Source organism: Agrobacterium sp. DSM 25558, assembly GCF_900100825.1.
In the GTDB taxonomy this organism is placed as follows: domain Bacteria; phylum Pseudomonadota; class Alphaproteobacteria; order Rhizobiales; family Rhizobiaceae; genus Agrobacterium.
The window spans coordinates 16129-42256 of record NZ_FMUD01000002.1; the positions used below are offsets into that span (position 1 = coordinate 16129).

At 57.4% G+C, this 26128-nt stretch carries 19 protein-coding genes; 13 read left to right on the forward strand and 6 right to left on the reverse strand.

The annotated features are described in order from the left end of the window. Positions 1–126: 126 nt before the first annotated feature. Genes mnhG through DSM25558_RS02605 form a run of 6 tightly spaced genes read right to left on the reverse strand, consistent with a single transcriptional unit; the run spans position 127 to position 6127 of the window. Positions 127–471, reverse strand: a complete 345-nt coding sequence (gene mnhG / locus DSM25558_RS02580; protein WP_077101530.1) for a monovalent cation/H(+) antiporter subunit G — start codon at positions 469–471, stop codon at positions 127–129. Next, positions 468–749: a K+/H+ antiporter subunit F gene (locus tag DSM25558_RS02585; RefSeq protein ID WP_077101532.1), complete on the reverse strand. Its 282-nt coding sequence runs from the start codon at positions 747–749 to the stop codon at positions 468–470. Before DSM25558_RS02585 ends, mnhG begins: the two co-directional genes overlap by 4 nt. Continuing rightward, the gene (locus DSM25558_RS02590) at positions 746–1234 is read right to left on the reverse strand and encodes a Na+/H+ antiporter subunit E (RefSeq protein WP_077101534.1); all 489 of its coding nucleotides are present in this window, start codon (positions 1232–1234) and stop codon (positions 746–748) included. The genes DSM25558_RS02585 and DSM25558_RS02590 overlap by 4 nt, the downstream gene beginning before the upstream one ends. Beyond that, a complete protein-coding gene (locus DSM25558_RS02595; protein ID WP_077101536.1) occupies positions 1231–2877 on the reverse strand; it encodes a monovalent cation/H+ antiporter subunit D in 1647 nt (548 codons plus the stop codon). The genes DSM25558_RS02590 and DSM25558_RS02595 overlap by 4 nt, the downstream gene beginning before the upstream one ends. Next, the gene (locus DSM25558_RS02600; RefSeq protein ID WP_067648772.1) at positions 2874–3209 is read right to left on the reverse strand and encodes a Na+/H+ antiporter subunit C; all 336 of its coding nucleotides are present in this window, start codon (positions 3207–3209) and stop codon (positions 2874–2876) included. Before DSM25558_RS02600 ends, DSM25558_RS02595 begins: the two co-directional genes overlap by 4 nt. Beyond that, positions 3209–6127 carry a monovalent cation/H+ antiporter subunit A gene (locus DSM25558_RS02605; RefSeq protein ID WP_077101538.1) on the reverse strand — a complete coding sequence of 973 codons (2919 nt, stop codon included), beginning with the start codon at positions 6125–6127 and terminating at the stop codon, positions 3209–3211. The genes DSM25558_RS02600 and DSM25558_RS02605 overlap by 1 nt, the downstream gene beginning before the upstream one ends. A gap of 996 nt (positions 6128–7123) precedes the next feature. Here DSM25558_RS02605 and DSM25558_RS02615 point away from each other — a divergent pair. The 13 genes from DSM25558_RS02615 (at position 7124) to DSM25558_RS29195 (ending at position 26059) form a co-directional block, all read left to right on the forward strand. Then, a complete protein-coding gene (locus tag DSM25558_RS02615; protein ID WP_244554093.1) occupies positions 7124–8719 on the forward strand; it encodes a methyl-accepting chemotaxis protein in 1596 nt (531 codons plus the stop codon). Further along, positions 8719–9018: an STAS domain-containing protein gene (locus DSM25558_RS02620; protein ID WP_077101544.1), complete on the forward strand. Its 300-nt coding sequence runs from the start codon at positions 8719–8721 to the stop codon at positions 9016–9018. The genes DSM25558_RS02615 and DSM25558_RS02620 overlap by 1 nt, the downstream gene beginning before the upstream one ends. Then, complete coding sequence (gene cheY1, locus DSM25558_RS02625; protein WP_045229833.1) at positions 9015–9380, forward strand: chemotaxis response regulator CheY1; 366 nt, start codon at positions 9015–9017, stop codon at positions 9378–9380. The genes DSM25558_RS02620 and cheY1 overlap by 4 nt, the downstream gene beginning before the upstream one ends. A gap of 16 nt (positions 9381–9396) precedes the next feature. After that, a complete protein-coding gene (locus tag DSM25558_RS02630) occupies positions 9397–11649 on the forward strand; it encodes a chemotaxis protein CheA (protein ID WP_077101545.1) in 2253 nt (750 codons plus the stop codon). Positions 11650–11661: 12 nt separating this feature from the next. After that, a complete protein-coding gene (gene cheR / locus DSM25558_RS02635; RefSeq protein ID WP_077101547.1) occupies positions 11662–12570 on the forward strand; it encodes a protein-glutamate O-methyltransferase CheR in 909 nt (302 codons plus the stop codon). Continuing rightward, a complete protein-coding gene (gene cheB / locus DSM25558_RS02640) occupies positions 12567–13622 on the forward strand; it encodes a protein-glutamate O-methylesterase CheB (RefSeq protein WP_077101549.1) in 1056 nt (351 codons plus the stop codon). The genes cheR and cheB overlap by 4 nt, the downstream gene beginning before the upstream one ends. Continuing rightward, entirely contained in the window at positions 13622–14011 is a 390-nt protein-coding gene (cheY2, locus tag DSM25558_RS02645) for a chemotaxis response regulator CheY2 (RefSeq protein ID WP_042618009.1), read from the forward strand. The genes cheB and cheY2 overlap by 1 nt, the downstream gene beginning before the upstream one ends. Next, positions 14008–14553: a chemoreceptor glutamine deamidase CheD gene (cheD, locus tag DSM25558_RS02650; protein WP_077101551.1), complete on the forward strand. Its 546-nt coding sequence runs from the start codon at positions 14008–14010 to the stop codon at positions 14551–14553. The genes cheY2 and cheD overlap by 4 nt, the downstream gene beginning before the upstream one ends. A gap of 107 nt (positions 14554–14660) precedes the next feature. Then, entirely contained in the window at positions 14661–15044 is a 384-nt protein-coding gene (locus tag DSM25558_RS02655; protein WP_077101553.1) for a chemotaxis protein CheT, read from the forward strand. Positions 15045–15284: 240 nt separating this feature from the next. Then, the gene (locus DSM25558_RS02660; RefSeq protein WP_077101555.1) at positions 15285–17336 is read left to right on the forward strand and encodes an O-linked N-acetylglucosamine transferase, SPINDLY family protein; all 2052 of its coding nucleotides are present in this window, start codon (positions 15285–15287) and stop codon (positions 17334–17336) included. Between the two features lie 99 nt (positions 17337–17435). After that, positions 17436–18608: a UDP-galactopyranose mutase gene (gene glf, locus DSM25558_RS02665; protein ID WP_200800715.1), complete on the forward strand. Its 1173-nt coding sequence runs from the start codon at positions 17436–17438 to the stop codon at positions 18606–18608. Between the two features lie 267 nt (positions 18609–18875). Then, entirely contained in the window at positions 18876–23684 is a 4809-nt protein-coding gene (locus DSM25558_RS02670; RefSeq protein WP_244554094.1) for a beta strand repeat-containing protein, read from the forward strand. Positions 23685–23728: 44 nt separating this feature from the next. Further along, positions 23729–26059 (forward strand): beta strand repeat-containing protein, encoded by a 2331-nt coding sequence (locus DSM25558_RS29195; protein ID WP_244554095.1) that lies wholly within the window; start codon positions 23729–23731, stop codon positions 26057–26059. Positions 26060–26128 lie beyond the last annotated feature (69 nt).

The following is a 26128-nucleotide window of genomic DNA, read 5'->3' on the forward strand; positions in this document are numbered from 1 at the left end:
TAGGAAATCATTATCGTATTAGAAATATATCTCTTCTGCGGCTGAAAAACTTGTTTTACAGCCTGTCACATTTTTGCACTTTTAGGTGCCTGCCTGGGTCGATACACGCATTTTTCCTATGGCAGATCAGAGGCTTTGGCGGCTGTTGGGGTTCTGTTCGGCGCGGTCGCGGTACAGCGCCGCCCGACCCAGCAGCATCAGGGAGACCGGGGTGGTGACTGTCATGAAGATGCCGATGAAAATTTCGTGGAACACCGGGCGCTCGCCCGAGACCGAGAAATAGATGATGGAGGCCATGACGATGCCGCCTGTTCCCCAGCTGGTGCCGAGCGTAGGCGCGTGGAGACGCTCATAGAAACTTTGCAGCCTTGCAAAGCCTATGGTGCCGATGAGCGCCAGTGATGAGCCCAACAGAACGAAGAATGCCACGAGGATGGCAGCCCACAACGGAAATTCGGCGGCATTGCTCATTCGATAACCTCCCCACGCATCATGAATTTTGAAAGGGCAACGGTCGAAACGAAGCCCAATATGGAAATCAACAGCGATGCCACGAAATAGACGTCGTTACCGGTGCGAAGCCCAAATGTCAGAACCAGCAGCATGGCATTGACGTAAAGCGTGTCGGCACCCAGCACGCGGTCTTGCGCGCGTGGGCCGATGGCAATGCGATAAACCGAAATCGCCATGGCGATTGCGAGGAAAAGCTGGGCGATTGAAAACGACCAGAAAAGGATGACCGAACTCATTCGAAGATCTCCATCAGTATTTTTTCATAGCGGCCTTTGATGAGACTTTGCCAATGCTGTTCTTCCATCTCATCCAGCACGTGGATGAGCAGCGTGCCCTGCGATGAATTATATTCCAGCCACGCGCTACCCGGAGTCGCGGTCAGCACAATCGCCAGAAAGGCCAGCCCCATGGGGTCGCGAATGTCGAGCGGAACCGTCACGAAACCCGATTTGGTTCTACGACCGCGCTGAAACAGGATGATCGACGCGACCGCGATGTTCGAGCGCACGATGTCGTAGATCACGATGGCGATCAGCTTGAATACGAGATGCCAGTTGCGGATCCGTGGTTTCGGCGGACGCAGGGAGGCCATTGCCCAAGACGCGATCATCGCCACCACCGTTCCCAGCAACAAATGCCCAGGCGAAAAACTGTTGATCGTCATCCAGAATATTGCCAGCGATATCGTCAGCAACGGATAGGGGAGTATGCTGCCAATCATGGTGCTGCCTCCGAACCGTTGTCAGCGCGAGGTGCTGTCATCACGCCCTGAATATAGCTTTCGGGCAGGCCGCCAATGCGGGCCGTCTCCTGCATGTAACGCATGATCGGGCCTGCAGCGATGGTCATGCCAAGCGTCATCGCCAATAGAAGCAGGATCGGAGCGATTTCTATCACCAGCACGCGCGGCACTGTTCCTTCGAGCGAACCCCAGAACGTTCGAATTCCGGCGCGTGTCATGGAAATCAACGAAGCGAGACCAGAGAACACGATCAGGAAGACGAGCCACCAGGACAGCGTGGAGATGCTGTCATTGGCCCCAAGCCCGGATGGGTTGAGAATGGCCGAGAGCATGGAGAACTTGGCAATAAAGCCGGACAGTGGAGGCAACCCGGCAAGCAGGATGCCGCAAGCGGCGAAACATACGCCGAGGACGGCCATCGTGCCGGGCATCGTGACGCCAACCTCGTCTTCGGCCTCATCCTCCTCGCCATCGCCATAGGCTTCCATGGTGACCGCGAGAACGTTGGCACCGGCATCCTGACCGCGCTCCACAAGCTCGATCAGCAGGAAGAAAGCGCTGATCGTCAGTGTGGAGGAGACCAGATAGTAGAGCGCGCCTGCAGCGACGGTTGCGTTGCCAGTGCCCATGGCTGCCAGAAGCGTACCGGATGAAACGAGAACGGAAAATCCGGCCAGACGCCCAAGCGCCTGTGATGCGAGAACGCCAATGGTGCCGAACACGATAGTGGCGATACCACCCACCAGAAGCGCGTCATGGCCGAAGCCGGCAGATGCCCCTGCCGTCTCGCCGAACAGCAGGAAGGACAGGCGGGCGATGACGTAAATGCCGACCTTGCTCATGATGGCGAAGATGGCAGCAACGGGTGCCGATGCTGCACTGTAAGCGGATGGCAGCCAGAAGTTCAGCGGCCACATGCCCGCCTTGACGAGAAACGCAACACCCAGCACCGCAGCACCGGTTTCCAGCAGCATGCGCTGGTCCGGGTTGAGCCCGGCAATGCGCTGTGCCAGATCGCCCATATTGAGCGTACCCGTGACACCGTAGATCAGGCTGACGCCGATGAGGAAGAACAGCGCGGCGACGAGATTAATCGCGATATAGTGCAGGCCGGCCTTGACGCGCAACTGCCCCGAACCGTGCAGCAGCAGGCCGTAGGATGCGGCCAGCATGACCTCGAAGAACACGAAGAGATTGAACAGATCGCCCGTCAGAAATGCGCCATTGACGCCCATCAGCATCAGGTGGAACAGCGAATGGAAATGCGCCCCGGCCTTGTGCCATTTTGCCAGTGAGTAGATGAGCGACGGTATGGCGAGCAAGGCCACGAGCAGGACCATCAACCCCGACAGGCGGTCTGCGACCAGAACGATGCCGAAGGGAGCGGGCCAGTTGCCGAGCAGATAGACGCCGGTGGAAATGACCGCTGCGACTTCCGTATTGACCGTGGAATTCACTTCCAGGAACAGAGCGATTGCCACGGCAAGCGAAACGAAGGTTGCGATGACGCTGACCACGGCCTTGGTATTGCGCTTGCGCTCGTCGATAAACAGCAGAATGGCACCGGCAATCAGCGGCACCAGAATGGGTGCGACCACGATGTGAGCAGGGAAGAAGTTCAATTTCTCTCCCTCCCGTCCACGTGGTCAGTGCCGGTCAGGCCGCGCGCCGCCAGCAGAACGACGAGAAAGAGCGCTGTCGTTGCAAAGCCGATGACGATGGCCGTCAACACCAGCGCCTGCGGCACGGGGTCCGTTAGGGTCGAGGTAATGACCCCATCCAGCAGCAAGGGTGGTGCATTCGTCTTGATACCGCCGACGCCGAAGATGAAGAGATTGACGGCGTAGGACAGAAGCGAAAGGCCGATAATGACCTGATAGGTACGCGGGCGAAGGATCAGCCACACGCCGGATCCCGTCATGACCCCGATACCGATGGCAAGAATAAGCTCCATTACACCTCCTCCGCTTTTGCGGCGTCGGGCGTACGTACCTTGTAATTACGCAGCGATTGGTGCGCCAATGCTATCAGAATAAGAACGGTTGCGCCGACAACCAGCGAGAAGACGCCGAGGTCGAACAGCAAGGCCGTCGCCGTTGGCATTTTCCCGATATAGGGGATGTCGGTATACTGGAAATAGGATGTGAGGAACGGGTAGCCGAAGGCCCAAGACCCCATGCCTGTCGCCGCTGCCATCAACAGTCCGAAACCCATCCAGCGAAGCGGTAGAATGCGGATGCGGTCTTCCGCCCAGCGTGTGCCACCGGCCAGATATTGCAGCAGGAACGCCACTGCCATGGTGATACCGGCGGAGAAACCGCCACCGGGAAGATCATGCCCACGCATGAACAGGAAGATCGAGAACGTAACGATAACCGGGAACATCCACTGCATGATGACGGATGGTACCAGAAGGTAGTCTCGCACCGTCTCGCCTTTGCTCCGCTCCGGGCTGTCGGAATCGAATGCGTTCTGGATCAACTGTTGTTCCGGCAGGCCAATGCTTTCCTGCGCCGGGCGGAAACGGCGAAGTAGGGCAAAGACAGTGAGGCCGACGATGGCAAGCACCGCGATTTCCCCCATCGTGTCGAAGCCGCGGAAGTCCACCAGAATGACGTTGACGACGTTGGTTCCGCCGCCTTCCGAGTAGGCCTTATCGAGGAAATAATTGGCGATGGTGTTAGGAACGGGAAGCGTCATGACGGCATAGGCGATCACAGTCATGCCTATGCCGCAGGCGACCGCCAGCAGGAAGTCGCGTCCACGGCGCAACTGTGATGGGAGTTCGTTGTTGTTGTCGACCTTGACCATACGCTTCGGCAGCCAGCGCAAACCAAGCAGAATGAGAACGAGCGTGACGATTTCGACCAGCAATTGCGTGATGGCCAGATCCGGTGCCGATAGCCAGACAAAGGTAAGGCAGGTGACGAGACCAGACACGCCGAGCATGATGAGCGCCGCCAAACGATGATACTTCGCCTGCCACGCAGCACCCATGGCCGCGATCATGCCGATCCCCCACAGGATCGCAAAAATGGGATCGAAAGTCGTCACACCGGGAAGCGTCAAAGAGAACTGGGACGATGCGAGTGGCGAGAAACCGGCAATCAGCGCGACCATGATCAGCATGCGCAACTGCGGCTGCAGACGCCGGGTGCCGAGCGTGCTTTCCAGCCAGCGCGCCCATTTCCACGAAACGGTGACGAGAATACGCTCGAAGATGCGTTGTCCGCGCAGGTGACGAAAAAGGGGCGGCCCATCATCGCAACGCGAGAAATATCCGCCCAGTGCCGCATAGATCACGATACCGCCGATCAGCGCGACAAGGCTCATCATCAGCGGCAGATTGAACCCGTGCCAGATGGAGAGGCTGTAGACAGGCGTTTGCGGGCCAAGTACCGAAATCACGGCCGAATGCAGGAACGGACCAATGGACAGGCTCGGCACGACGCCGACGATCAGGCAGGCGAGAACCAGAAACTCGATGGGAAAGCGCATCCAGCGTGGTGGTTCATGCGGCTTGGGGTTGGGAATGTCGTGCGGCGGAGGGCCGAAGAAGACGGTGTGGATGAAGCGCAACGAATAGGCGACGGCAAATGCACCCGATAGCGTCGCCACATAGGGAAGGGCCTGATCCAGGAAAGAATCCGCGTGGGTTTCAACGGACTCGGCAAAGAACATTTCCTTGGACAGAAAGCCGTTGAACAGCGGGACACCGGCCATGGCCGCACTCGCCGCCATGGCGAGCGTGGCCGTTGCAGGTAGGAACCGATAGAGCCCGCTCAATCGCCGCATATCGCGGGTACCGGTTTCATGGTCAATGATGCCAGCCGCCATGAACAGCGATGCCTTGAAGGTGGCATGGTTCATCATGTGGAAGATGGCCGCAACCGCAGCCAGTGGGCTGCCAAGGCTCAAAAGCGTGGTGATCAGGCCGAGATGGCTGATCGTCGAATAGGCCAGAAGCCCCTTTAGATCCTGCTGGAACATGGCGAAGTAAGCACCGAGCAGCAGGGTGGTAATGCCGCAAAATCCAAGCAGCCAGAACCATTCCTGCGTTCCCGCAAGCACTGGCCACAGGCGCACCAGCAGAAACACGCCTGCCTTCACCATGGTCGCGGAATGCAGATAGGCCGATACCGGTGTCGGTGCCGCCATGGCATTGGGAAGCCAGAAGTGGAAGGGAAACTGCGCACTCTTTGTCAGCGCGCCGATGAGAATGAGCACGAGTGCCGGAACGTAAAGCGCATGCGCCCGGATATCCGCGCCCTTTGCCAGAATGTCATCCAGATCGTAACTGCCAGCCATGTGGCCGAGGATCAGCAGACCGGCCAGCAGGCAAAAGCCACCGATGCCGGTAACGGTCAACGCCATGCGCGCGCCATCACGGGCCGTGGCGTTGTGGTGCCAGTAACCGATCAGAAGAAACGAGAAGATGCTGGTCAATTCCCAGAAGATCGACAGGAGAATGACGTTGCCCGACATCACGATGCCCAGCATCGAACCCATGAAGGACAGAAAGAATGCGAAAAACCGCGGAATAGGATCGTCGGCCGACATGTAATAGCGCGCGTAAAGCACCACCAGAAAACCGATGCCGGTGATCAACACCAGGAACATCCACGCGAATGCGTCCAGCCGCAGCGTGAAATTCAAGCCCAGCTGAGGCAACCATTCCACGTCGTACTTGATGACCGCCCCGCCAGCGACGCTGCTGTAAAGAAAGATGGTTGCCATGAAGCTGAACAGGGCGATGCCACCCGCGACAGCGGCGGGAGCACGGGCAGCGCCGTCTCTCGGCATCATGGCGGTGGCAACACTGCCGATGAAGGGGAGGGCGATCAGAATGGGAAGGAGAACGTCAAGACTCATACGGGGCGGCAGTTTTCTCTGGCGTTAAGATTTGGCGGTTCTTGTGCCCGTCAGCTTCGCCAGTCCCGTCGAAAAAGACGGAGAATTTGGCCGCGACGGCTATGAGGTCGTTCGAGGTGGGCCGCGAGGCGACGCCGTTCCGGTGAGGTGAAAGCCATGCACGACGTGCCGCGTGGTCTCGAGCGTGATTTGGGCTTTCGTATAGTCAGTTACCAGTGCGCAGACTGATAAACACGCGTAAACAAAGTCGTGATCATGGGATTGCTGATAAAGTGCTGCAAAGCCGTGGTCCGGCCCCACGGTCGAAACTTGGGTGCTGGCCGACGATTGCTGCTGAGGCAGATGAGAACGCTCGAGGCGATGTGCTTTCAAGACCGGCGCAGCGCTTGCTGCCGTCTGAAGCCCCACGAAAACGAGCATGCCTGCGACCAAGACATTGATCAGTCTTTTGGAATGGCGCGGGGTCCAGTGGCTTTTCCCGGTCCATGGCAAAATCTTGTCTCCTTAGTCGTCGTCAGTGTTCCGTTGAAACATCACCATGGAAGCGGATATTGTGTGATTTTGTTTTAGGGGAACGGTGTTGCGCTTGTCCAGCGCAGCACGGCTAAAAATCAGAAATCTTTTCCAAAAATCGAATTTGTCGCACCCAGCGTCGATGCAATAAACCATCAGATTAGATAGGTTATATAACAAATTTTAGCATTTATAGGTGAAGCTGTGGTTTCTTAACCTTCGAGCAAGGAATTAACCATAAAGATTGGACGTATTTCACGGCGGAATGGAGTTTCAAGAAACTTCTTCCAGGCATGACGCCGCCCTGCCGTACCGGGTTGATCCGGTATTATCGTTAGATTGCAGAAGGCTCAGCAGCGTCGGTGCGGCATCAATCTTTGGTGTGCATATTCGTGACATATCCCCCCGGATTCTGACATTCTCAATCGGTTAACTGCCGGTGACCGCCGGTGCAGCATTTGGGGACGTCGCTTGGGGCAGGAATTGCCAACAGATCATACGCGAAAGGCCACGGGCAGCAGCCTGGGTGGTCGTTTGCGTTTCGCTGGTCTTGATCAAGACCAGTGCGATCTGCTGCGTCGTTATCGGACAATGCTGGAACCCCATGTCAAAGCTGGCCTGCGTGACCTGATGGTCCGCTTTCAGTCCATGCCGTACTGTTCCCCATCTTTCGAAAGCGAAAACCAGCTCGACAGGCTGCACGATCTCCAGACCGCGCATTGGAGCGTTTTGACCGACGCCCGTTTCGATGCCGTCTATGCGGAGCGGATCAAGGTGCTGTCGGACACCGAAAGCCGCATGGGTCTGGACCCACGCTGGCATGTCGCCGGTCATGCGGTCGTTCTGGAAAATCTTCTCGGCGGTTTGATTGCCGACCATTCCCCACGTGCCCTTTTGCCGGGTACCCGCAAACGCCAGAAAGAACTGGCTGATGCCGTCAAGGCAGTCGTGCGGTTGGTCATGGTCGATACGGAAATCGCTGTGTCGCTTCGTTTCAATGAGTTGCGCATTCGCCACACGCAGGAACTGGCCAAGCAGCGCGAAGATGATCAGGCTGATGCCAAGCGTCTTCTGGGCGATGCGTTGAATGCTTTTGCGGCAGGTGACCTGACGGGACGCATCACGGGCGATATTCCCGAAGCCTATCGCGATCTGGCCGAAGCCTTCAACGGCGCGCTGGAAAAGATCGGTGCTTCCATGGCCACCGCGCAAGCGGGCATTCGCGATGCGCATACGGCAACCGAACGGTTGGCGGGTGAGGGGCGAGCGGTAGCGGCGGCTTCATCCACCCAGGCGCAGCGGCTGAGCAGTGCATCGGATACGCTCGGGTCTGTCATTGATGTCGTGCGCACCAGCAGTGAGCGTATATCGGCCGCCGAAAGCGCAGTCTCACAGGCACGTAGTGCTGCGACCGAAAGCGGTACGGCTGTGGGTGAGGCCATCAGCGCCATGGCCGGTATCGAACAATCCGCCGAACAGATCGGCCGCATCATCGGCTCCATCGACGAGATCGCGTTCCAGACGAATTTGCTGGCACTGAATGCAGGCATTGAGGCTGCACGTGCGGGTGAAAGTGGCCGCGGTTTTGCCGTCGTCGCGCAGGAAGTCCGGGCTCTTGCCCAGCGGTCGGCGGATGCCGCGCGCGAAATCAAGAACCTCGTCAACGGCACCAAAACACAGGTGGATGCAGGCGTTCGGATGGTCAATCGCACGCAGGAAGCCATTGGTGGTGTCGTCCGCCAGGTCTCCGGCGTCAGCGACATGATCGGCGATGTGGCGCGTCGCACCGGCGAAAACGTCGTCAGTCTGCAGAACGTTGCGGTGGAGCTTGGTTCCATCGGCGCGGAGACGGACAGATCCGCAGCACAGATGACATCGGCGGCGCAAGAAGCCGACGATCTGCATACCGTTATTCTCGAACTGGGCCGGACGGTGCGGGAATTCCGCATCGCGCGCCAGCAGCACACCGCTTCGGAGCAGGTGGCGAGACCGTATCAAGGCACTGTGGCGACCACGCGTGATGAACACGTGGAGTATGGCTACGTGCAGCAACAATTCAGACGCCAAGGAGTGATTTGATGGCAGGCAGGAAAGCAGCGCAGTCGGCATTGAAATTGTCACCCGTGCTGGACCTCAATCAGGCATCCGTCTTGCACGGAAAACTGATGGAAATGAGGGGTGCCCCGCTTGCGGTGGATGCCTCCGAGGTCGAGCGCGTGGGCGTGCAATGCGCCCAGGTCTTGATGGCTGGTATCAAGGCTTGGGAAGCCGATGGCAAGTCATTCACTTTTTCCAAGGCGTCCGATGCCTTTGACAAAACCCTTAAACTGATCGGCGTGGATATCGATCATATGCTCCCGAAGGAGACATCGAAATGAAGAAGAAGGTTCTGACCGTCGACGATTCCAGAACGATCCGCAACATGCTGCTCGTCACGCTCAACAATGCTGGTTTCGAAACGATCCAGGCAGAAGACGGCATCGAAGGACTTGAAGTTCTCGAGGGCTGCGAGCCTGACGTGATCGTCACCGACATCAATATGCCCCGCCTCGATGGCTTCGGCTTTATCGAGGGCGTTCGTCGCAACGAGAAATACCGTGCGATCCCCATCCTCGTGCTGACCACCGAAAGCGATGCCGAGAAGAAGAATCGTGCCCGTCAGGCAGGCGCTACCGGCTGGATCGTCAAGCCGTTCGATCCTGTGAAGCTGATCGATGCCATTGAACGCGTAACTGCTTGATACGGGACTACTCACGATGGATATGAACGAAATCAAAGAAATCTTCTTCCAGGAGTGCGAAGAGCAACTCGCCGAACTGGAATCGGGTCTTCTGAAATTGAATGACGGTGACCGTGATCCGGAAACCGTAAATGCTGTGTTTCGTGCCGTTCATTCCATCAAGGGTGGAGCTGGCGCATTCGGGCTCGATGATCTCGTGGCCTTTGCGCACGTTTTCGAAACGACGCTGGACTGCGTCCGATCGAACAAGCTCGAACCCGATCAGGACGTCTTGAAGGTCATGCTGAAATCGGCCGATGTCCTGGCCGATCTGACCAATGCTGCCCGTGATGGCGGCAGCGTCGAAGAAGGCCGCACACGCGGTCTGGTCAAGGAGCTGGAAGCGCTGGCCAACGGCGAAAAGTTGGCTCCCGGTTCCTCTGCGTCCGAGCCTGCTTCTGCACCAAAAGCAGCAGCACCGGCCGCCGTTGCCGCACCCGCGCCGACCGACGATAGCGGCTTCCAGCCAGTCGCCTTCTCCTTCGGCGATTTCGAGGACGACACCGTTCCAATGATGGAGACGCCATCGTTTGACGTCGTTTTCAAACCGCAGACATCGCTCTACACCAAGGGCAATGAATCGGCTCTGTTGCTGCGCGATCTCTCCCGCATCGGCGAGATGAGCATCAACTGCGATATGACCGCATTGCCATCGCTCGAAAACCTTGAGCCGGAAACCGCTTATTTCCAGTGGAAGATTTCGATCAAGACGGACAAGGGTGCCGCTGGCATCCGTACCGTGTTCGAATTTGCCGAATGGGATTGCGATCTGGAAATTTCCGAAGTCGTGTCCGAAACACCGGCGGAAGAAGAACTGCCGATGATACCGGTCCCGTTCGATCTTTCGGTTCTGGATGAGGTAGAAGAAGAGCCTGCCATCCTGTCTGCCGCCGCAGAAGAGACGATTGCTGCCAAGACGGTTGCGACTGCCGTTGCAGCCACCGAAGTTTCGCGCTCCGTCTCTGCTGCCGCAGAGAAAAAGGAAGCACCGGCCGCAGCTGCAGCCGCTGCCAACGCAAGCGCCGGTCAGACGATCCGCGTCGATCTCGACCGCGTCGACCGCCTCATCAACCTGGTGGGCGAGCTCGTCATCAATCAGGCGATGCTGTCGCAGAGCGTGATCGAAAACGACGCGACCGGTACCTCTGCCGTCAATATGGGCCTTGAAGAACTTCAGCAGCTGACGCGTGAAATTCAAGATAGCGTCATGGCCATCCGCGCACAGCCGGTGAAGCCGGTCTTCCAGCGCATGTCGCGTATCGTCCGCGAAGTTGCCGACATGATCGGCAAGCAGATCCGTCTGATCACCGAGGGTGAAAACACCGAAGTCGATAAGACCGTTATCGACAAGCTGGCCGAGCCGCTGACGCACATGATCCGCAATGCCGTCGACCACGGCATCGAAACACCGGAAAAGCGCGAAGCCGCAGGTAAGAACCCTGAAGGCACCGTCAAGCTGACGGCAAAGCATCGTTCGGGCCGCATCCTGATCGAACTGGCCGACGACGGCGCGGGTATCAACCGCGAACGCGTTCGCCAGAAGGCCATCGACAACGATCTGATCGCTGCCGATGCCAACCTGACGGATGAAGAAATCGACAACCTGATCTTCGCACCGGGCTTCTCCACTGCCGACAAGATTTCCGACATTTCGGGTCGTGGCGTGGGCATGGACGTGGTCAAGCGCTCGATCCAGGCACTTGGTGGCCGCATCAGCATCACATCGCGTCCGGGTCTCGGCTCAACCTTCACCATGAGCCTTCCGCTGACGCTTGCCGTTCTCGACGGCATGGTGGTGACGGTTGCCGGCCAGACACTCGTCGTGCCTTTGACGGCGATTGTCGAAACATTGCAGCCGGAAGCCGTGAACATTCACTCCTTCGGCTCCAACCAGCGCCTGATCTCCATCCGCAACTCTTTCTGCCCGCTGGTGGATGTTGGTCGTATCCTCAACTTCCGCAACACCCAGGCAAACCCGGTCGACGGTGTTGCTCTGCTGGTGGAGTCGGAAGGTGGCGGTCAGCGCGCTCTGATGGTCGATGCCATCCAGGGTCAGCGTCAGGTCGTGATCAAATCGCTGGAAGCCAACTACACCCACGTCCCGGGCATTGCTGCCGCAACCATCCTGGGTGATGGCCGCGTCGCGCTTATTCTCGATGTGGATGCCGTTGTCGGCGCGTCTCGTGGCCAGTCGCTCAAGCAAGAGATGTCTCTTGCGGCAGCCGGTTGAAAGTAGTGATGAATGACAGCGCTCAAGTTTAACGATACACGCCTATCCCCGGACGAAGTGCTGGCCAGCGGAGAATATCCGCTGACACGCCGCGATCTGTCCGAAATCGCCGCGATGATCTATGCCGATGCCGGCATCTATCTGAACGACACAAAGGCGTCGCTCGTTTATTCGCGACTGTCCAAACACATCCGCAACCTGGGTATTGCCGGTTTCCGGGAATATTGCACCCTGGTTTCGTCGCAGGAAGGCGCGCATGCCCGCCGTGAGATGCTGTCGCATCTGACGACGAACTTCACGCGCTTCTTCCGCGAAAACCACCACTTCGAGCATCTGCGCGATGAGGTTCTGCCGGGGCTTATCAACCGGGCAAAAGCCGGTGGTCGTGTCCGTATCTGGTCCGCCGCATGCTCTGACGGGCAGGAGCCATATTCGATCGCATTGACGGTTCTGGGCATGTTCCCCAATGCCGCCGATTACGATTTCAGGATCCTGGCCACGGATATCGATCCCAAGATTCTCGCCCAGGCGAGGGCAGGGGTCTATGACGAAAACGCGCTGGAAACCGTTTCTCCGGCCATGCGCAAGCAATGGTTTCAGGACGTCGATGTCGCCGGTCGCCGCAAGCACCAGATCAGCGACAAGGTCAAAAAGCTGATCACGTTCAACGAGTTGAACCTGATGACGCAATGGCCCTTCAAGGGCGGTTTCGACGTTATTTTCTGCCGCAACGTCGTGATCTATTTCGATGAGCCGACACAGGTGAAGATCTGGTCGCGTTTCGCAGGTCTTCTGCCGGAAGGCGGACATCTTTACATCGGTCACTCCGAGCGTGTCTCGGGTGATCCGAAGGCGCTGTTCGACAACACCGGTATCACCACCTATCGCTTCATCGGCAAACCCGGCGGGAGAAAAGCATGACTGCACCCGCCAGAGTTCTCGTGGTCGATGACTCGCCGACGATGCGCGGTCTGATTTCGGCTGTCTTGAAGGCTGACCCCGATGTTGAGGTGGTTGGTCAGGCGGGCAACGCTATGGAAGCGCGCGCCGCGATCAAGGAACTCAACCCGGATGTGGTAACGCTCGACATCGAAATGCCGGAGATGAACGGCCTCGAGTTTCTGGAAAAAATCATGCGGCTTCGGCCCATGCCCGTCATCATGGTCTCGACGCTGACGCATCGCGGTGCGGGTGCGTCACTGGCAGCCCTTGAAATCGGTGCGTTCGATTGCGTTGGCAAACCGGCACCGGGTGATAGCAGGCCGTTTGGCGATCTGGCTGAAAAGGTGAAGGCTGCGGCGCGTTCCCAGCACCAGAGCTATCGCAACATCGCGGCAGAAAAACCCGTCGTTTCTGCGCCAATGGCAGTGAGCGATTACCGCGTTGGACGCAAGATCGTGGCGATCGGTTCATCTACAGGTGGCGTGGAGGCATTGATCTCGGTTTTGCAGAAGTTTCCGGCCAATTGTCCGCCCACGGTCATCACACAACACATGCCCTCGACGTTCACGAAAAGCTTTGCCGAACGCCTCAACCGGCTCTGCGCGCCCGTGGTCGAAGAGGCAACGGATGGAGCACGACTCCAGACCGGTAAAATATACCTCGCACCCGGCGGAGAGCGCCATTTGCAGGTCGTTAATCATTCCGCACCAAGTTGCAGGCTTTTGGAAAAAGAACCTGTTAATGGCCATCGTCCATCCGTGGATGTTCTGTTCGATTCCGTGGCCGAACTTGCCGGACGCAATGCCGTTGGCGTCATCCTGACAGGGATGGGGCGTGATGGTGCTGCCGGTTTGCTGAAGATGCGCCATGCCGGTGCGCGCACGATCGGTCAAAACGAAAAAACCTGCGTCGTTTATGGCATGCCGCGCGTTGCTCATGAGCTCGGTGCGGTTGAACAACAATACCCGCTCAACGCCATCGGCGAAGAAATTCTGAAACTTACTGCTGCCCGAAAAGAAGGTTCCGACTAATGTCTCTTGCAGAAAAAATCAAAGTTCTGATCGTCGACGATCAGGTTACCAGTCGCCTGTTGCTCAGTGATGCGCTGACGCAGCTCGGCTTCAAGCAGATCACCTCCGCTGGCGATGGCGAACAGGGCATGAAGATCATGGAGCAACAGCCCCATCATCTCGTGATCTCCGACTTCAACATGCCGAAGATGGACGGTCTTGGTTTCTTGCAGGCGGTTCGCACGAACCCGACCACCAAGAAAGCTGCCTTTATCATTCTGACCGCGCAGGGTGACCGCGCGCTGGTTCAGAAGGCAGCCCAGCTGGGTGCCAACAATGTTCTGGCAAAGCCATTCTCCATCGACAAGATGAAGGCGGCGATCGAAGCCGTATTTGGATCCTTGAAATGATCGAAACCGCAGCCAAGCGCGTTCATATAATCCAAGGCGAGTATAAAATCGCCAACGATCCCGATGTGGTCCTGACGACCATTCTCGGCTCGTGCGTGGCTGCGTGTCTCAGAGACCCTGTTGCGGGCGTCGGAGGCATGAACCATTTCTTGCTGCCGGGGACAGGGGGTACGGGGGGTGGAGATGCGACCCGTTACGGGGTGCATCTCATGGAATTGCTGATCAACGGCTTGCTGAAGCAGGGGGCACGCCGTGATCGTCTCGAGGCAAAGATTTTCGGCGGGGCGAAAACCATTGCCAGCTTCTCGAATGTCGGCGAGCAGAACGCCGCATTCGCGGTGCAGTTTCTAAGGGATGAAGGCATTCGTCTTCTCGGGCAATCAACCGGGGGAGATTCAGGTCGTAAGGTGGAGTTCTGGCCAGTATCCGGTCGGGCGCGTCAGCATCCGCTCAGCGGTGCCGAAACGCAGTCGACGGTTGCTCTGGAAAAGCGTCCAGCGCCAGCTCCGAAGCCAGTGGCCAACGATATCGAGTTTTTCTAAAGCGGCGCGCACAAGCAGGTTTGCTTTGCCGTTTAGTCATTTTGTTTCAGCTTCGAACCGGAAACTCATTACGTTTCTGGTCCGGCGCTCTGGTCACGGAGTATTTTATGCAGATCGCCGAGCACGCTGAACTTCAAGCGTTTGAAGAAGCGCTTCCCGACGTGTTGATGCGGGTCGTGTCGGAGTTACACGACGTGGCCTACCTCATCGAGCGGATCGAGCCGCAATTGCTCGAGGCGACCGATGGCGCAGTAACGACCGAAGGCATGAGGCTGTTGCAGGGTATCGATCTCGCCGTTCAGAAGACGCGTGGTCTAGCAGAATTCATCGACACGATCACCGGCTCCATTCCGCTGGATTGGGCGGTCGACGTTTCGACGGCACTCAGCCTCGTGAAACTGGCCGAAATGCAAAAAGCGCTGGGTGCTGGTTTGCGTCACGGACATTCGCAACCGCTGGACAAGGTCTCCGGCGACTTTGATTTATTCTAGCCAGCCGACGCTAATGCCGAGCGGGCCATGAGGCCCGATCATGCCAGCATATTGAGTTGGCCTACGGTCATCGTTGCACCAAAAGGCCTTATAAACCCAAAATTTATTAAATAATGAGCGGCGGAGCACTGTTTTTGTGCAAGTAAAGCGCCGCGCAAGCTTCAAAGTATTATCTGCACACCGGTTTACAAGAGATAATGGTTTTTGCCGTTTGGCTGGCCAGTTCCGGGGTCATGATTGATGAATAGTGTAACGAATAGTGGTTTTTCCAGCTCGCTTTTCCCGAATTTGCTGGAGCTGGCAAAGACGCAACGCCTGGCGTTGATGGATCTCTTCAAATTTGCCGAGAGTTTCACCGCCGAGGGTCGCGTGAATGAGGCCGTGGCGCTTTACAAGACATGGCTGGCCTTCAACGATAACCATGCTGGCCTGCAGATGGTCTACTTCAATTATTCGGTCACGTTGCGTCAGGCCAACGATCTTCCCGGATCGATGAATGCCATGCGCACTGCCCTGCACATAGATCCGCTTTTCGGACCTGCCCATATCAATCTGGGTCGAGCCTTTGAGGACGGTGGCGCTGTTCCGCAAGCCATCCAGCAATGGCAGAAATTTGCCGACAGCACATCCGAAACGACGCCGGATCGCCTCTCTTACAGACTGATGGCGCTACAGCACATCGGTCGCGTTATGGAAAATGCGGGCTTGCTCGAGGAAGCGGAGACCGTGCTTTGGCAGGCGATGGAACTGCGTCCCGAAAAGACCGAGACCGGCCAACACTGGACCGCGATCCGCCAACGCCAGTGCAAATGGCCGATCATTCAGCCTTCCAGCCATATCACCACACGGCAGATGATCAATTGCATCTCGCCTTTGACTTTGGGCTGTTATTCCGACGACCCCATGTTCCAGCTTGCAAAAGCCCATGAGTACATCAAAGGTTTCGTTGGTCGCCTCGACATCAAGAATTTCCCACGTGCAAAGGTCAAGCAAAAGTCCGGCACGGGTCAGCGCCTGCGCGTCGGCTATGTCTCGTCCGATTTGCGCGACCACGCAGTCGGTTTCGCGTTGCGTGAAGTGCTTGAGTTGCACGACAAGAAGAGCGTCGAAATTCACGCCTATTATTGCGGCGATGCGGTTGCCAACGATGTGACACAAGACCGTATGAAAGCCGCCGTCGATGCCTGGCACGATATCGGTTCGCTGTCTGACGAAGCGGCCGCGCGACAGATTGCCAGTGATGAAATCGACATTCTCATCGACGTCAACGGCTTCACGAAACATGCCAGAACGAAGATTTTTGCCTATCGCCCGGCTCCCGTCATCGTCAACTTCTGCGGTTATCCGGGTTCGATGGGCGGTGCTTTCCACCAGTATATGATCGCTGATGCGCAAATTGTCCCGCCGGGCAGCGAAATCTATTATGCGGAAAAAGTGCTGCGCATTGCCTGCAACCAGCCGATCGACCGCAAACGGACCATTGCCGAAAAGCCTACCCGTCAGCAGGCCGGTCTGCCGGACGATGCGTTTGTCTTTGCCTGCTTCAACGGCATGCAGAAGATCAATGCCAGCACTTTCGATCAATGGATGAAGATATTGACGGCCACGCCTGGCAGCGTGCTGTGGCTGCTGAGCGGTAACGAAAAGGCCGATCAGCGACTGCGTCAGCTTGCCGAAGAGGCAGGTATCGCGCCCGAGCGCATTATTTTCGCCCCAAAAGCGCAGAATGCCCAACATCTGGCGCGCATTGCCGTTGCCGATCTCTTCCTTGATACATTCCCTTATGGCGCGCACTCTACGGCAGCGGATTCGCTGACCGTCGGTCTTCCGGTCCTCACATTCCCCGGAAAGAGCTTCGCCGCCCGTTTCTGCAGCAGCGTGGTGGCTGCGACCGGCGTGCCTGAGCTGATCTGCGAAGGTCCGCAGGACTATGTCGAAAAGGCAATTGCCTATGCGAAAGCGCCGGAGACATTGAAAGTAGTCCGAGACAAGATTCAGGCCAATCGCGAGACGAGTGCGCTTCGTGACATTCCAGGATTGGCGCGCCGTCTGGAAGAACTGTTCTGGCAGATGCAGGACGAAGCCGAGCGTGGAGAAACGCCGGTTCCCGACCTCAGAAATATGGACGTCTATTACGAAATCGGTGCCGAACTCGTTCTGGAAAACCTTGAGTTCGTCGATGAGCAGACCTATCGTCAACGCTATCTTCAGAAGCTGCGCGAGTGGCACGACTATTCGCCGATCCCGACCGACAACAGGTTGTGGACGAGCGAGGCCGCCGCTAAGGCTTGACGTCTGAAAATCACTATCGATTTCAGTCGATCACAGTGCACACACTATAAAGCAGAGCGGCCTTTGCGCATTTAAAAATGCGGGGCGCTCTGAAACATCATGAGGGCAGGTCGAGTGTCTCAATCCAAAAAGATTGCAATTGTCGGAGCGGGGCTTTCCGGTGCCGTCATTGGTCGCGAACTGGCAAAAGCGGGTCATCAGGTCGATATTTTCGACAGACGTGACCATATAGCGGGCAATTGCCATACGGAACGGGACACGGAAACCGGCGTGATGGTTCATGTTTATGGTCCGCATATTTTTCACACCGACGATGCGGAAGTCTGGGAGTACGTCAATACCTTCCAGACGTTCATGCCTTACAAGAACCGGGTCAAGACGACGAGCCGGGGCCAGGTGTTTTCGCTTCCCGTCAATCTGCACACGATCAATCAGTTTTTCGACAAGACATTCCGGCCCGATGAAGCCAAGGCTTTCATCGACGAGCAGGCCGACAAGACCATCAGGGATCCGCAGACCTTCGAAGAGCAGGCGCTGCGCTTCGTTGGACGCGATCTTTACGAGGCCTTTTTCCAGGGCTACACCCAGAAACAATGGGGTTGCTCGCCAACGGCTTTGCCCGCTTCGATCCTCAAGCGCCTGCCGGTGCGGTTCAACTATGACGACGATTATTTCTTCCACAAATACCAGGGCATGCCGGAGACCGGATATACGCCGATGGTGGAAAAAATTCTCGAGCAACCCGGCATTCGTGTCCATCTGAACAGCAATTTCGGGCGTGCGGATGTGAGCAATTACGATCACACCTTCTATTCCGGCTCGCTGGATGGTTATTTCGATTATACCAATGGTCGCCTAGGGTATCGCACACTCGATTTCGAACGTTTTACCTATGACGGTGATTATCAGGGCTGTGCGGTGATGAACTACGGTGAAGTCTCCGTTCCCTACACCCGCATCACCGAACACAAGCACTTTTCACCTTGGGAAAAGCACGAAAGCTCCGTCTGTTACCGCGAGTTTTCGCGCGAATGCGGCCCTGATGATGTGCCCTATTACCCGATCCGGCTTGTTGAAGAAAAAGAGCAGCTTGCTCAATATGTCTCGCTGGCCAATGACGAGAAAGCCGTGACCTTCGTGGGACGGCTTGGCACCTATCGTTATCTGGATATGGATGTGACGATCCGTGAAGCGCTCGATACGGCACGTCTTTTCCTGTCGCTCGCAGAAAAGAAAGAGGCGATGCCCTCTTTCCTCAATCCGCCGCTGTAATGCCGCGCTGACATCGAAACCAATCCTGTAAACCGCTACACGCTCTTTCCTCTGCCTAACGGGTGAGGGAGGGCGTAGCTGTGCTGTGGCCCAAGAGCCATGCCGGCTCTCATATCGATAAAACTGAAAGCCTCGCACAAGCAACGAAACCTAGGATTGTCGATGTCGAATGCTGCCTTACGCTCTGTGGCCGCGCGACGTACGTTCGGGGCGTGTTGGCTCCGAGACTTCGTTTTCGATAACTGAACTCGCGATCAAGGCCTGCAAATGACGTCGATCATACCTACCCTCACCCCAAGCCAAATCACCAAGCTGTCAACGGCTGAGGTTTCTAGCTGGTCTGCCGAGGATATGGCGGCGCTTTCGACCGATCAGGTGAAGGTCCTTTCTTCAAAGCAGATCAACGTCCTGACGTCGGACCAGATATCGGCCATGGAAGCGGAAGATGTGGAGGCGATGTCGCCAAAACAGCTCAGCGCCATTTCGGCAAAGGCTGTCATGGGACTGACGTTGGATCAGATATCAGTCCTCACTAAAATTTCCATCGAAGGCTTGAGCGCAGGCCAGGTTGCGGCGTTGACGTCAACTCAATTGCAGTCCTTGACGACCGATCAGGCGGAAGCGCTGACGCCATCGCAGATCGCCGCGATGAGTTCCGACCAGTTGGCCGCGATTGAACTGGAAGATCTTGCAACGTTCTCCACGGCGGATATGGCCGCGATTTCCAGCAAAGCCATGCCGGGGTTGAAGGCAGAGGCCATTCTCGTTCTCTCTACCGACCAGATTGCAGCCATTTCCGCCAACGCTATTCCAGGGATGACGACCTCGGCATTCAACGCGCTCTCGGATGCGCAGCTTAGCGCGGTGAACACGAGTGCGATTGCGAGGCTGACGACAGACCAGCTTGCAAGCTTGAGTTTCGTACAGTTCAGTGCGCTAACGTCTGGCCAAGCTGCCGCGCTGAAAGCGAACCAGGTCTCGGCGCTTGATGTCGAAGATATTTCTCGACTGTCTTTGGCGGCAATCGCTGCACTGAGCACGACCGTGGTTGCCAGCCTGTCCACGGATCAGATATCGGCGCTATCCACTGAACAATTGGCGAGTTTGACCACGAAGCAGGTAAGCGTCCTCAAGTCGTCACAGATAGAGGCCCTATCCTCCCTAAATATCCAGGCCCTGTCCACAAATCAAATCGCCGCTCTTGGCACGAAAGCTATCCCCGGCCTCTCGGCTGAAAGTGTCGCGGCTTTGTCGACCGAACAAGTCGAGGCATTCACATCGGCTCAGGTGAAGGCTATGAACGCGGCTCAGATCGGGAGCCTCAGCGAAGACCAAATCGCCACTTTCTCGACCGCCGATATAGCAGCGATAACGAGCAGTGCAGCAGCAGAGCTGACGACCAGCGTTGTCGCGTCGCTTTCCAGCGCTCAGGTCGCGTCGATCAGTGCCAGCACATTCTCCAAACTGACAACCGACCAGATATCGGCGCTGATCATCAGCCAACCTGCTGCGTTGACATCGACCCAACTCGCCGCATTGACATCGGCTCAGGCGGCGTTGATCTCGAAGGACGATATTGCGGCGTTTTCAACCTCGGCGCTGGCATCACTGTCAGGCAAAGCCATCTCTGGCCTGAAATTGGACGTGATCGCCGAATTGACGGCTGACCAGATTGCCGCGTTGGCGACGGGTACGATTGCCAAACTCACAACGGATCAAGTGGCAGCGCTCTCGACAGGCCAGGTTGCGGCGTTGACCTCGACGCAGATCAAGGTGCTGAGCTCGGCGCAGATCGGCGCTCTTAGTGCCGACGGCATCAAGACGTTCACTACAGACGAAATCGCGGCCATCACCACCAAGGGAATTGTAGGCCTGAGCACGGCGGCCGTTGCCGTATTGACAGACGATCAGATCAAGGCTCTCAGCACGGCCTCGATCGCGGTTTTCTCCTCGGATCAATTCAGCGTTTTGACAGGTGATCAACTGGCGGCCCTGACGCCTAAGCAGTTGAGCTCGATTAAAACCGCACAGATCAAATCCCTGACGACGGACTATCTTGGTTCGCTGACACCGGAACAGATCGCGTCTTTCGGCACAGCGGCCATCGCCGGTCTTTCCACAGCACAGATCGCTTCGCTGAAGCCAGATCAGCTCGAAGCGTTGACCTCGGTTCAGGTCAAAGCGCTCACATCGGCGCAACTGGCGGTGCTGGAAAAGGATGACATCGCCAAATTTTCCACTGACGACATCGCGGCCATAGGATCAAAAGCCATTCAGGGTTTGAGCACCGGCGTCGTTGCGGCGTTGACTGCCAAACAGATCGCCGCGCTGAGCACGGCGGCGATTGCGGGGCTGACGACGAGTCAGATCGATGCTTTCACCAGTGTCCAGTTCGGCAGTCTTTCTTCCGCCCAGGCAGCCATGCTGACGTCGGTTCAACTCGGCGTGCTGGAGGCTGTCGATATCGCAGCACTGAAGGAAGCGGCTGTGGGTGGTTTGAGCACCAAAGCAATTTCCGGCCTGTCGACATCAGCTGTCGCTGCTTTGACAGCAGCGCAGGTCGCGGCTTTGAATTCCAACTCCGTCGCAAAGCTCACCAGTGATCAGATTTCAGCCCTGACGGCGGAACAGGTCAAGGCGCTCTCCACCGCGCAGATCAAAGTCCTTACCTCTACTCAGGTTGCGGCCCTGTCTTCGACATCGATTGCTGCCCTGACGACGGCCCAGGTACCAGCGCTTGCCGCCAAGGCTCTGGCTGGCTTTGGCGCAGATCAGATATCCGACCTCACGACCGTGCAGATTGGCTCGTTGACAACATCACAAATTGCGGCGCTGACATCTTCCCAGCTTGCAGGCATGAAGTCCGAGGACGTCGCGGCGATGTCGGTGGACAAGATCCAGGCTCTTAGCGCCAACGGCGTTGCGGGATTGTCGACCGATTTTATTGCCGCCCTTACGACCGATAAGATCAAGGTCTTGAGCGTAGGCGCGGTGGGTGCCTTGACCTCCGATCAGATCGTGGCGCTTTCCACCACGCAAGTCGATGCCTTGACCACACGTCAGATCGCGGCTCTCAAGTCAACGCAAACCGCCGCACTGGGGACGGATGATCTTGCCACCTTCTCTTCGGCAGATGTCGCGGCTCTCAGCGGTAAGGGCGTGGCGGGCCTCAGCTCCACAGTCGTTGCCGCATTGACGACGCTACAAATACAAGGCCTGTCCGTGACGGCCGTCGCGGGCCTGACGACGGATCAGGTCGATATCATGAGTTCGACGCAGCTCAACGCTCTTACGATATCGCAGGTCGGAGCGTTGACGTCGTCCCAGATCGCGGTGCTCAGCCCGACCATTCTCGCCTCCATGTCGGCAGACAAGATCGCTGCCATGCGCGCGAGCGCCGTGACGAGCCTAACGGATACGCAGCTGGCCGCGCTGACACCGAGCCAGCTTGCTGGCTTGTCCACCGGGCAGATCGCCGCGTTCACGTCTACCCAGGTATCTGTGATGAGTACCTCGCAGATCGCAGCGCTGACGGCGGGACAAATCTCAGCAATCAGCACATCCGGCATCGCGGGTCTTTCCAACAAGCATATTGCGGCATTGTCAGTCGTGCAGTCCGAGGCCCTGACGTATACGCAGATCGCCAAGCTGACCGCCGAACAGATTGAAGGGTTTGGAGCCGACGATATCGCGAAATTCACCGACAAAGAGATCGGGACTATCGGTTCCTCTGCGATATCGGGTCTTTCCACGTCCGTGCTGTCAATGCTCTCCGTAACAAACATCACGGCGCTGAGCGCAACGAGTATAACCGGCCTGACGACCGCGCAGGTGGCGTCACTGACGTCGGTTCAGGTGTCAGGTTTGACCACCAAGCAGGTTGCAGCACTGACCGCGGAGCAAGTTTCTGTGCTGCGCACCGACGACGTTAAGGCTTTCAAGACGGAGCAGGTCGCCGCACTCAGCACCAGCGGGATTTCTGGTCTGACGACAGCGCAGATCGCGTTGTTGGACACCGACCAAGCCAAAGCACTGACGAAGGTGCAGGTTCAAGCCCTAAGCTATGCGCAGTTTTCCGCGATCAAGGCAGAGGGCATTGCCACATTCACGGATGAAGAGATCGGCTCAATCAGTACGGCAGTGCTAAGTTCATTGTCGACAAGCACGATTGCCAGCTTGACCACCAGCCAAATTGCTTACTGGAGTACGGATGCTGTCGCCAACTTGAGCACCAGCCAGATAGCGGCGTTGAAGACCGGGCAGATATTCGCCTTGTCGACCAAACAGGTGGCGGCTCTGAGCTCCCAGCAGATTGCGGCGTTCGGAACCGATGATCTGAACACCATGTCCACCGCCGCCATCGCGGCCATCAGTTCGACGGCGATTTCCGGCTTGTCGGCCGATACGATTGCAAACATTTTACCGTCTCAGGTGACGGCCATCAGCACCAAGGGGATTTCCGGCCTCTCAACGAGCCAAGTGGCGGCCTTGACCGTCGATCAGGTCGATACGCTTTCAACTGCGCAGGTCGCGTCTTTGACGTCGAGGCAGGTGGGTGCTCTTGGCAGCGTCGGGATCACAGCGCTGACAACAAGCCAGATTGCGGCTTTAAGCTCTGATGGCATTACGGGACTATCGACCGGTCAAATCGGGGCATTGAGTACGTTACAGGCTGAAGCTCTGACCACCGCGCAGGTGGCAGCACTGAGTTCTGCTCAGGTTGGTGCCTTGGGAGTAGACGATCTGGCTGTGTTTTCCACCAGAGATATCATGTCGCTTTCCAGTGGTGCTGTCGCAGGTCTGTCGACCGAAACACTGTCTGAACTATCGACAAAGAATGTGGGTATCCTTGCCGCTCTGTCGACCGCTGGCATCAGTGGGCTTTCGACGGCCCAGGTCGCTTCCCTGAAGCCAGCCCAACTGGGGGCGCTGACCACGACACAAATATCTGCCCTTGGCTCAAAACAAGTCGCAGCATTGGGTACGGATGGCGTTGCAGCACTTTCGACGGCACAGATTGCAGCTCTCAGCACCATCGGGGTGCCGGGCCTGTCTCGGCTCAAGTTGCAGCCCTGACGACCACGCAGATTGAAGCACTGAACAGCGCGCAGGTGGCCGTCTTGACCTCCACGCAGGTGGCGGGACTGGATGCTGCCGACCTTGGCGTATTTTCGACGGCCGAACTCGCGGTATTGAGTTCGAGCGCAATTCAGGGTCTTTCATCCTCAACCCTTGCCGGACTTTCTGCAGACCGCATAGCGGTGCTTGGGACTGCCAGCGTATCCGGCCTGTCCACAGACCAGATCGCATCTTTGACGCCTGACAAGGTGCAAGCGTTGACGACGGCGCAAGTCGCCTCGCTGAGTTCGAAACAGATTGCCGCACTTGGGACGACGGGGGCGGTGGCGCTTTCGACCGGGCAAATCGCGGCATTGAGCACGGCAGGTATCGCTGGTCTTTCAACGGACCAAATTGCGAAATTGTCTGTATCCCAGATCGAAGCCCTCAACACGACGCAGGTGGCAGTTCTCACCTCCGCACAGGTGAGCGCTCTGGGTGCCGATGATCTTGGCGCGTTTTCAACTGCGGAACTGGCGGCATTGTCGTCTAGTGCCATTCAAGGGCTTTCGACGACGACGATTGCGGGTCTCGCAACAGAACGGGTCGCCGTTCTTGGAACAGCGAGTATCTCCGGTCTTTCTACCGCGCAGATCGCGGCGTTGACGACGGCACAATTGGAAGTTCTGAGCACCGCGCAGGTCGCCGCACTCGGCTCCAAACAGGTTGCTGCGCTTGGAACGGCAGGCGCTAAGATACTCTCGACGGCGCAGGTTATGGCGCTGAGCAGCGCAGCCATAGCCGGTCTTTCGACAGCCCAGATCGATATTCTATCGACCGACCAGGTAGAAGCCTTGACCCCGACACAGGTGGCGGCTTTGACCTCGACGCAGCTGTCGGCGCTCGGGAATGACGACATCGACGTGCTATCGACCGATGATCTGGCGGCGCTGCCCTCCCACGTCATTCAGGGAATGTCGACGTCAGCAATCGCCGCCATGTCCACGAGCAGAATTGCCATTTTGAGCACCTCCGGCGTTTCGGGGCTGACGAGCGGTCAGATCGCTGCTTTGAGTACAGACCAAGTGGAAGCGTTCACCAGTGATCAGGTGGCGGCACTCGGCTCCAAGCAACTGGCAGCGTTGGGTCTGGATGACCTCAAGACGTTCTCGACAGCGGACCTCGCCGCCATCAGTGCCGGAGCCATAACGGGCATTTCAACGGCGACGCTGGCTTCGCTTCCCACCGAGACCATCTCGTCGTTGAGCTCACTCGGTATTTCGGGCCTCTCGACGGCGCAGGTTGTCGCACTGACTGTCGATCAGATCAGCGTCTTGTCTCCGACGCAGGTCGGAGCGTTCACGTCACAGCAAGTCGCGGCTCTGGAAACCGGTGATATTGCCGCTCTTTCGACAAGCCAGATTGCAGCCATCAGCACAGCCGGCATTGCGGGGCTGTCGAGTGGCCAGGTGGGCGCATTGAGCCTGGAGCAACTGCATAACCTGTCAACCGCACAGGTGGCTGCATTGACCTCCACTGCTGTTTCCGGGCTGACCGCAGAAGAGCTGGATACACTCAGCTCCGCGCAGATCGCTGCGATCAGCTCCCTGGCCGTCAGTGGTTTGCCGACGGATTTCATTGCGGCTCTGTCCGCCACGGAATTGGCAGCGATGGGAACTGCGGGCATCTCCGGCTTGACGAGCAAGCAGGTCGCCGCTCTGACGAAGGATCAGCTCGACAGCTTCACGACAACCCAGATCGCAGCGTTGAGCGCGGACGGTCTGGCGGGTCTGACCACTGAGGGCATGTCGACCTTCTCAACAGCGGATATCGCCGCCATCGCGTCGGGTTCGATCAGAGGACTGTCCACGGCCATCATCGCCGCGTTGACGACAAGCGATATCAGCGTGCTGACGCCGGGACAGGTCGGCGGGCTGGGTTACAACCAGATCGTCGCGCTGAGCACCGTGCAGGTAGACACCTTGTCCACGAAGCAGCTCAATGCGTTGAACGCCATTCAGGCTGCTGCGCTGGGAACGGAAGATATCGCCCTGTTTTCGACGGAAGATATCATCGCTCTGAGTACGAGTGCTGTTTCCGGTCTATCGACAAGCGTCATCGCGGTTCTGACCACGGGCCAGAGTGAGGCACTGACGCCTCAGCAGGTCGGCGCGTTGACCTCGACGCAAGTCGCGGCCATCTCGAAGGAGAATATCTCTAAATTCTCGACGGCGGATATCGCGGCCTTCAGCTCTTCCGGTGTTGCCGGGTTGTCGACGGACACGCTCGTCAGCCTGTCCAGCCAGCAGATCGATACGCTTTTGAACACGCATATGGGCTCTCTGACGCCAGCCCAGGTATCGTCGATCATTTCGGTCTACATCGCCGCTTGATCCGAGGCGCGAGCGACTTCTCTTTAAAGCCTTGAGGGAAACGCTCGCGCAAGCTTCGCCGTCTAGTGA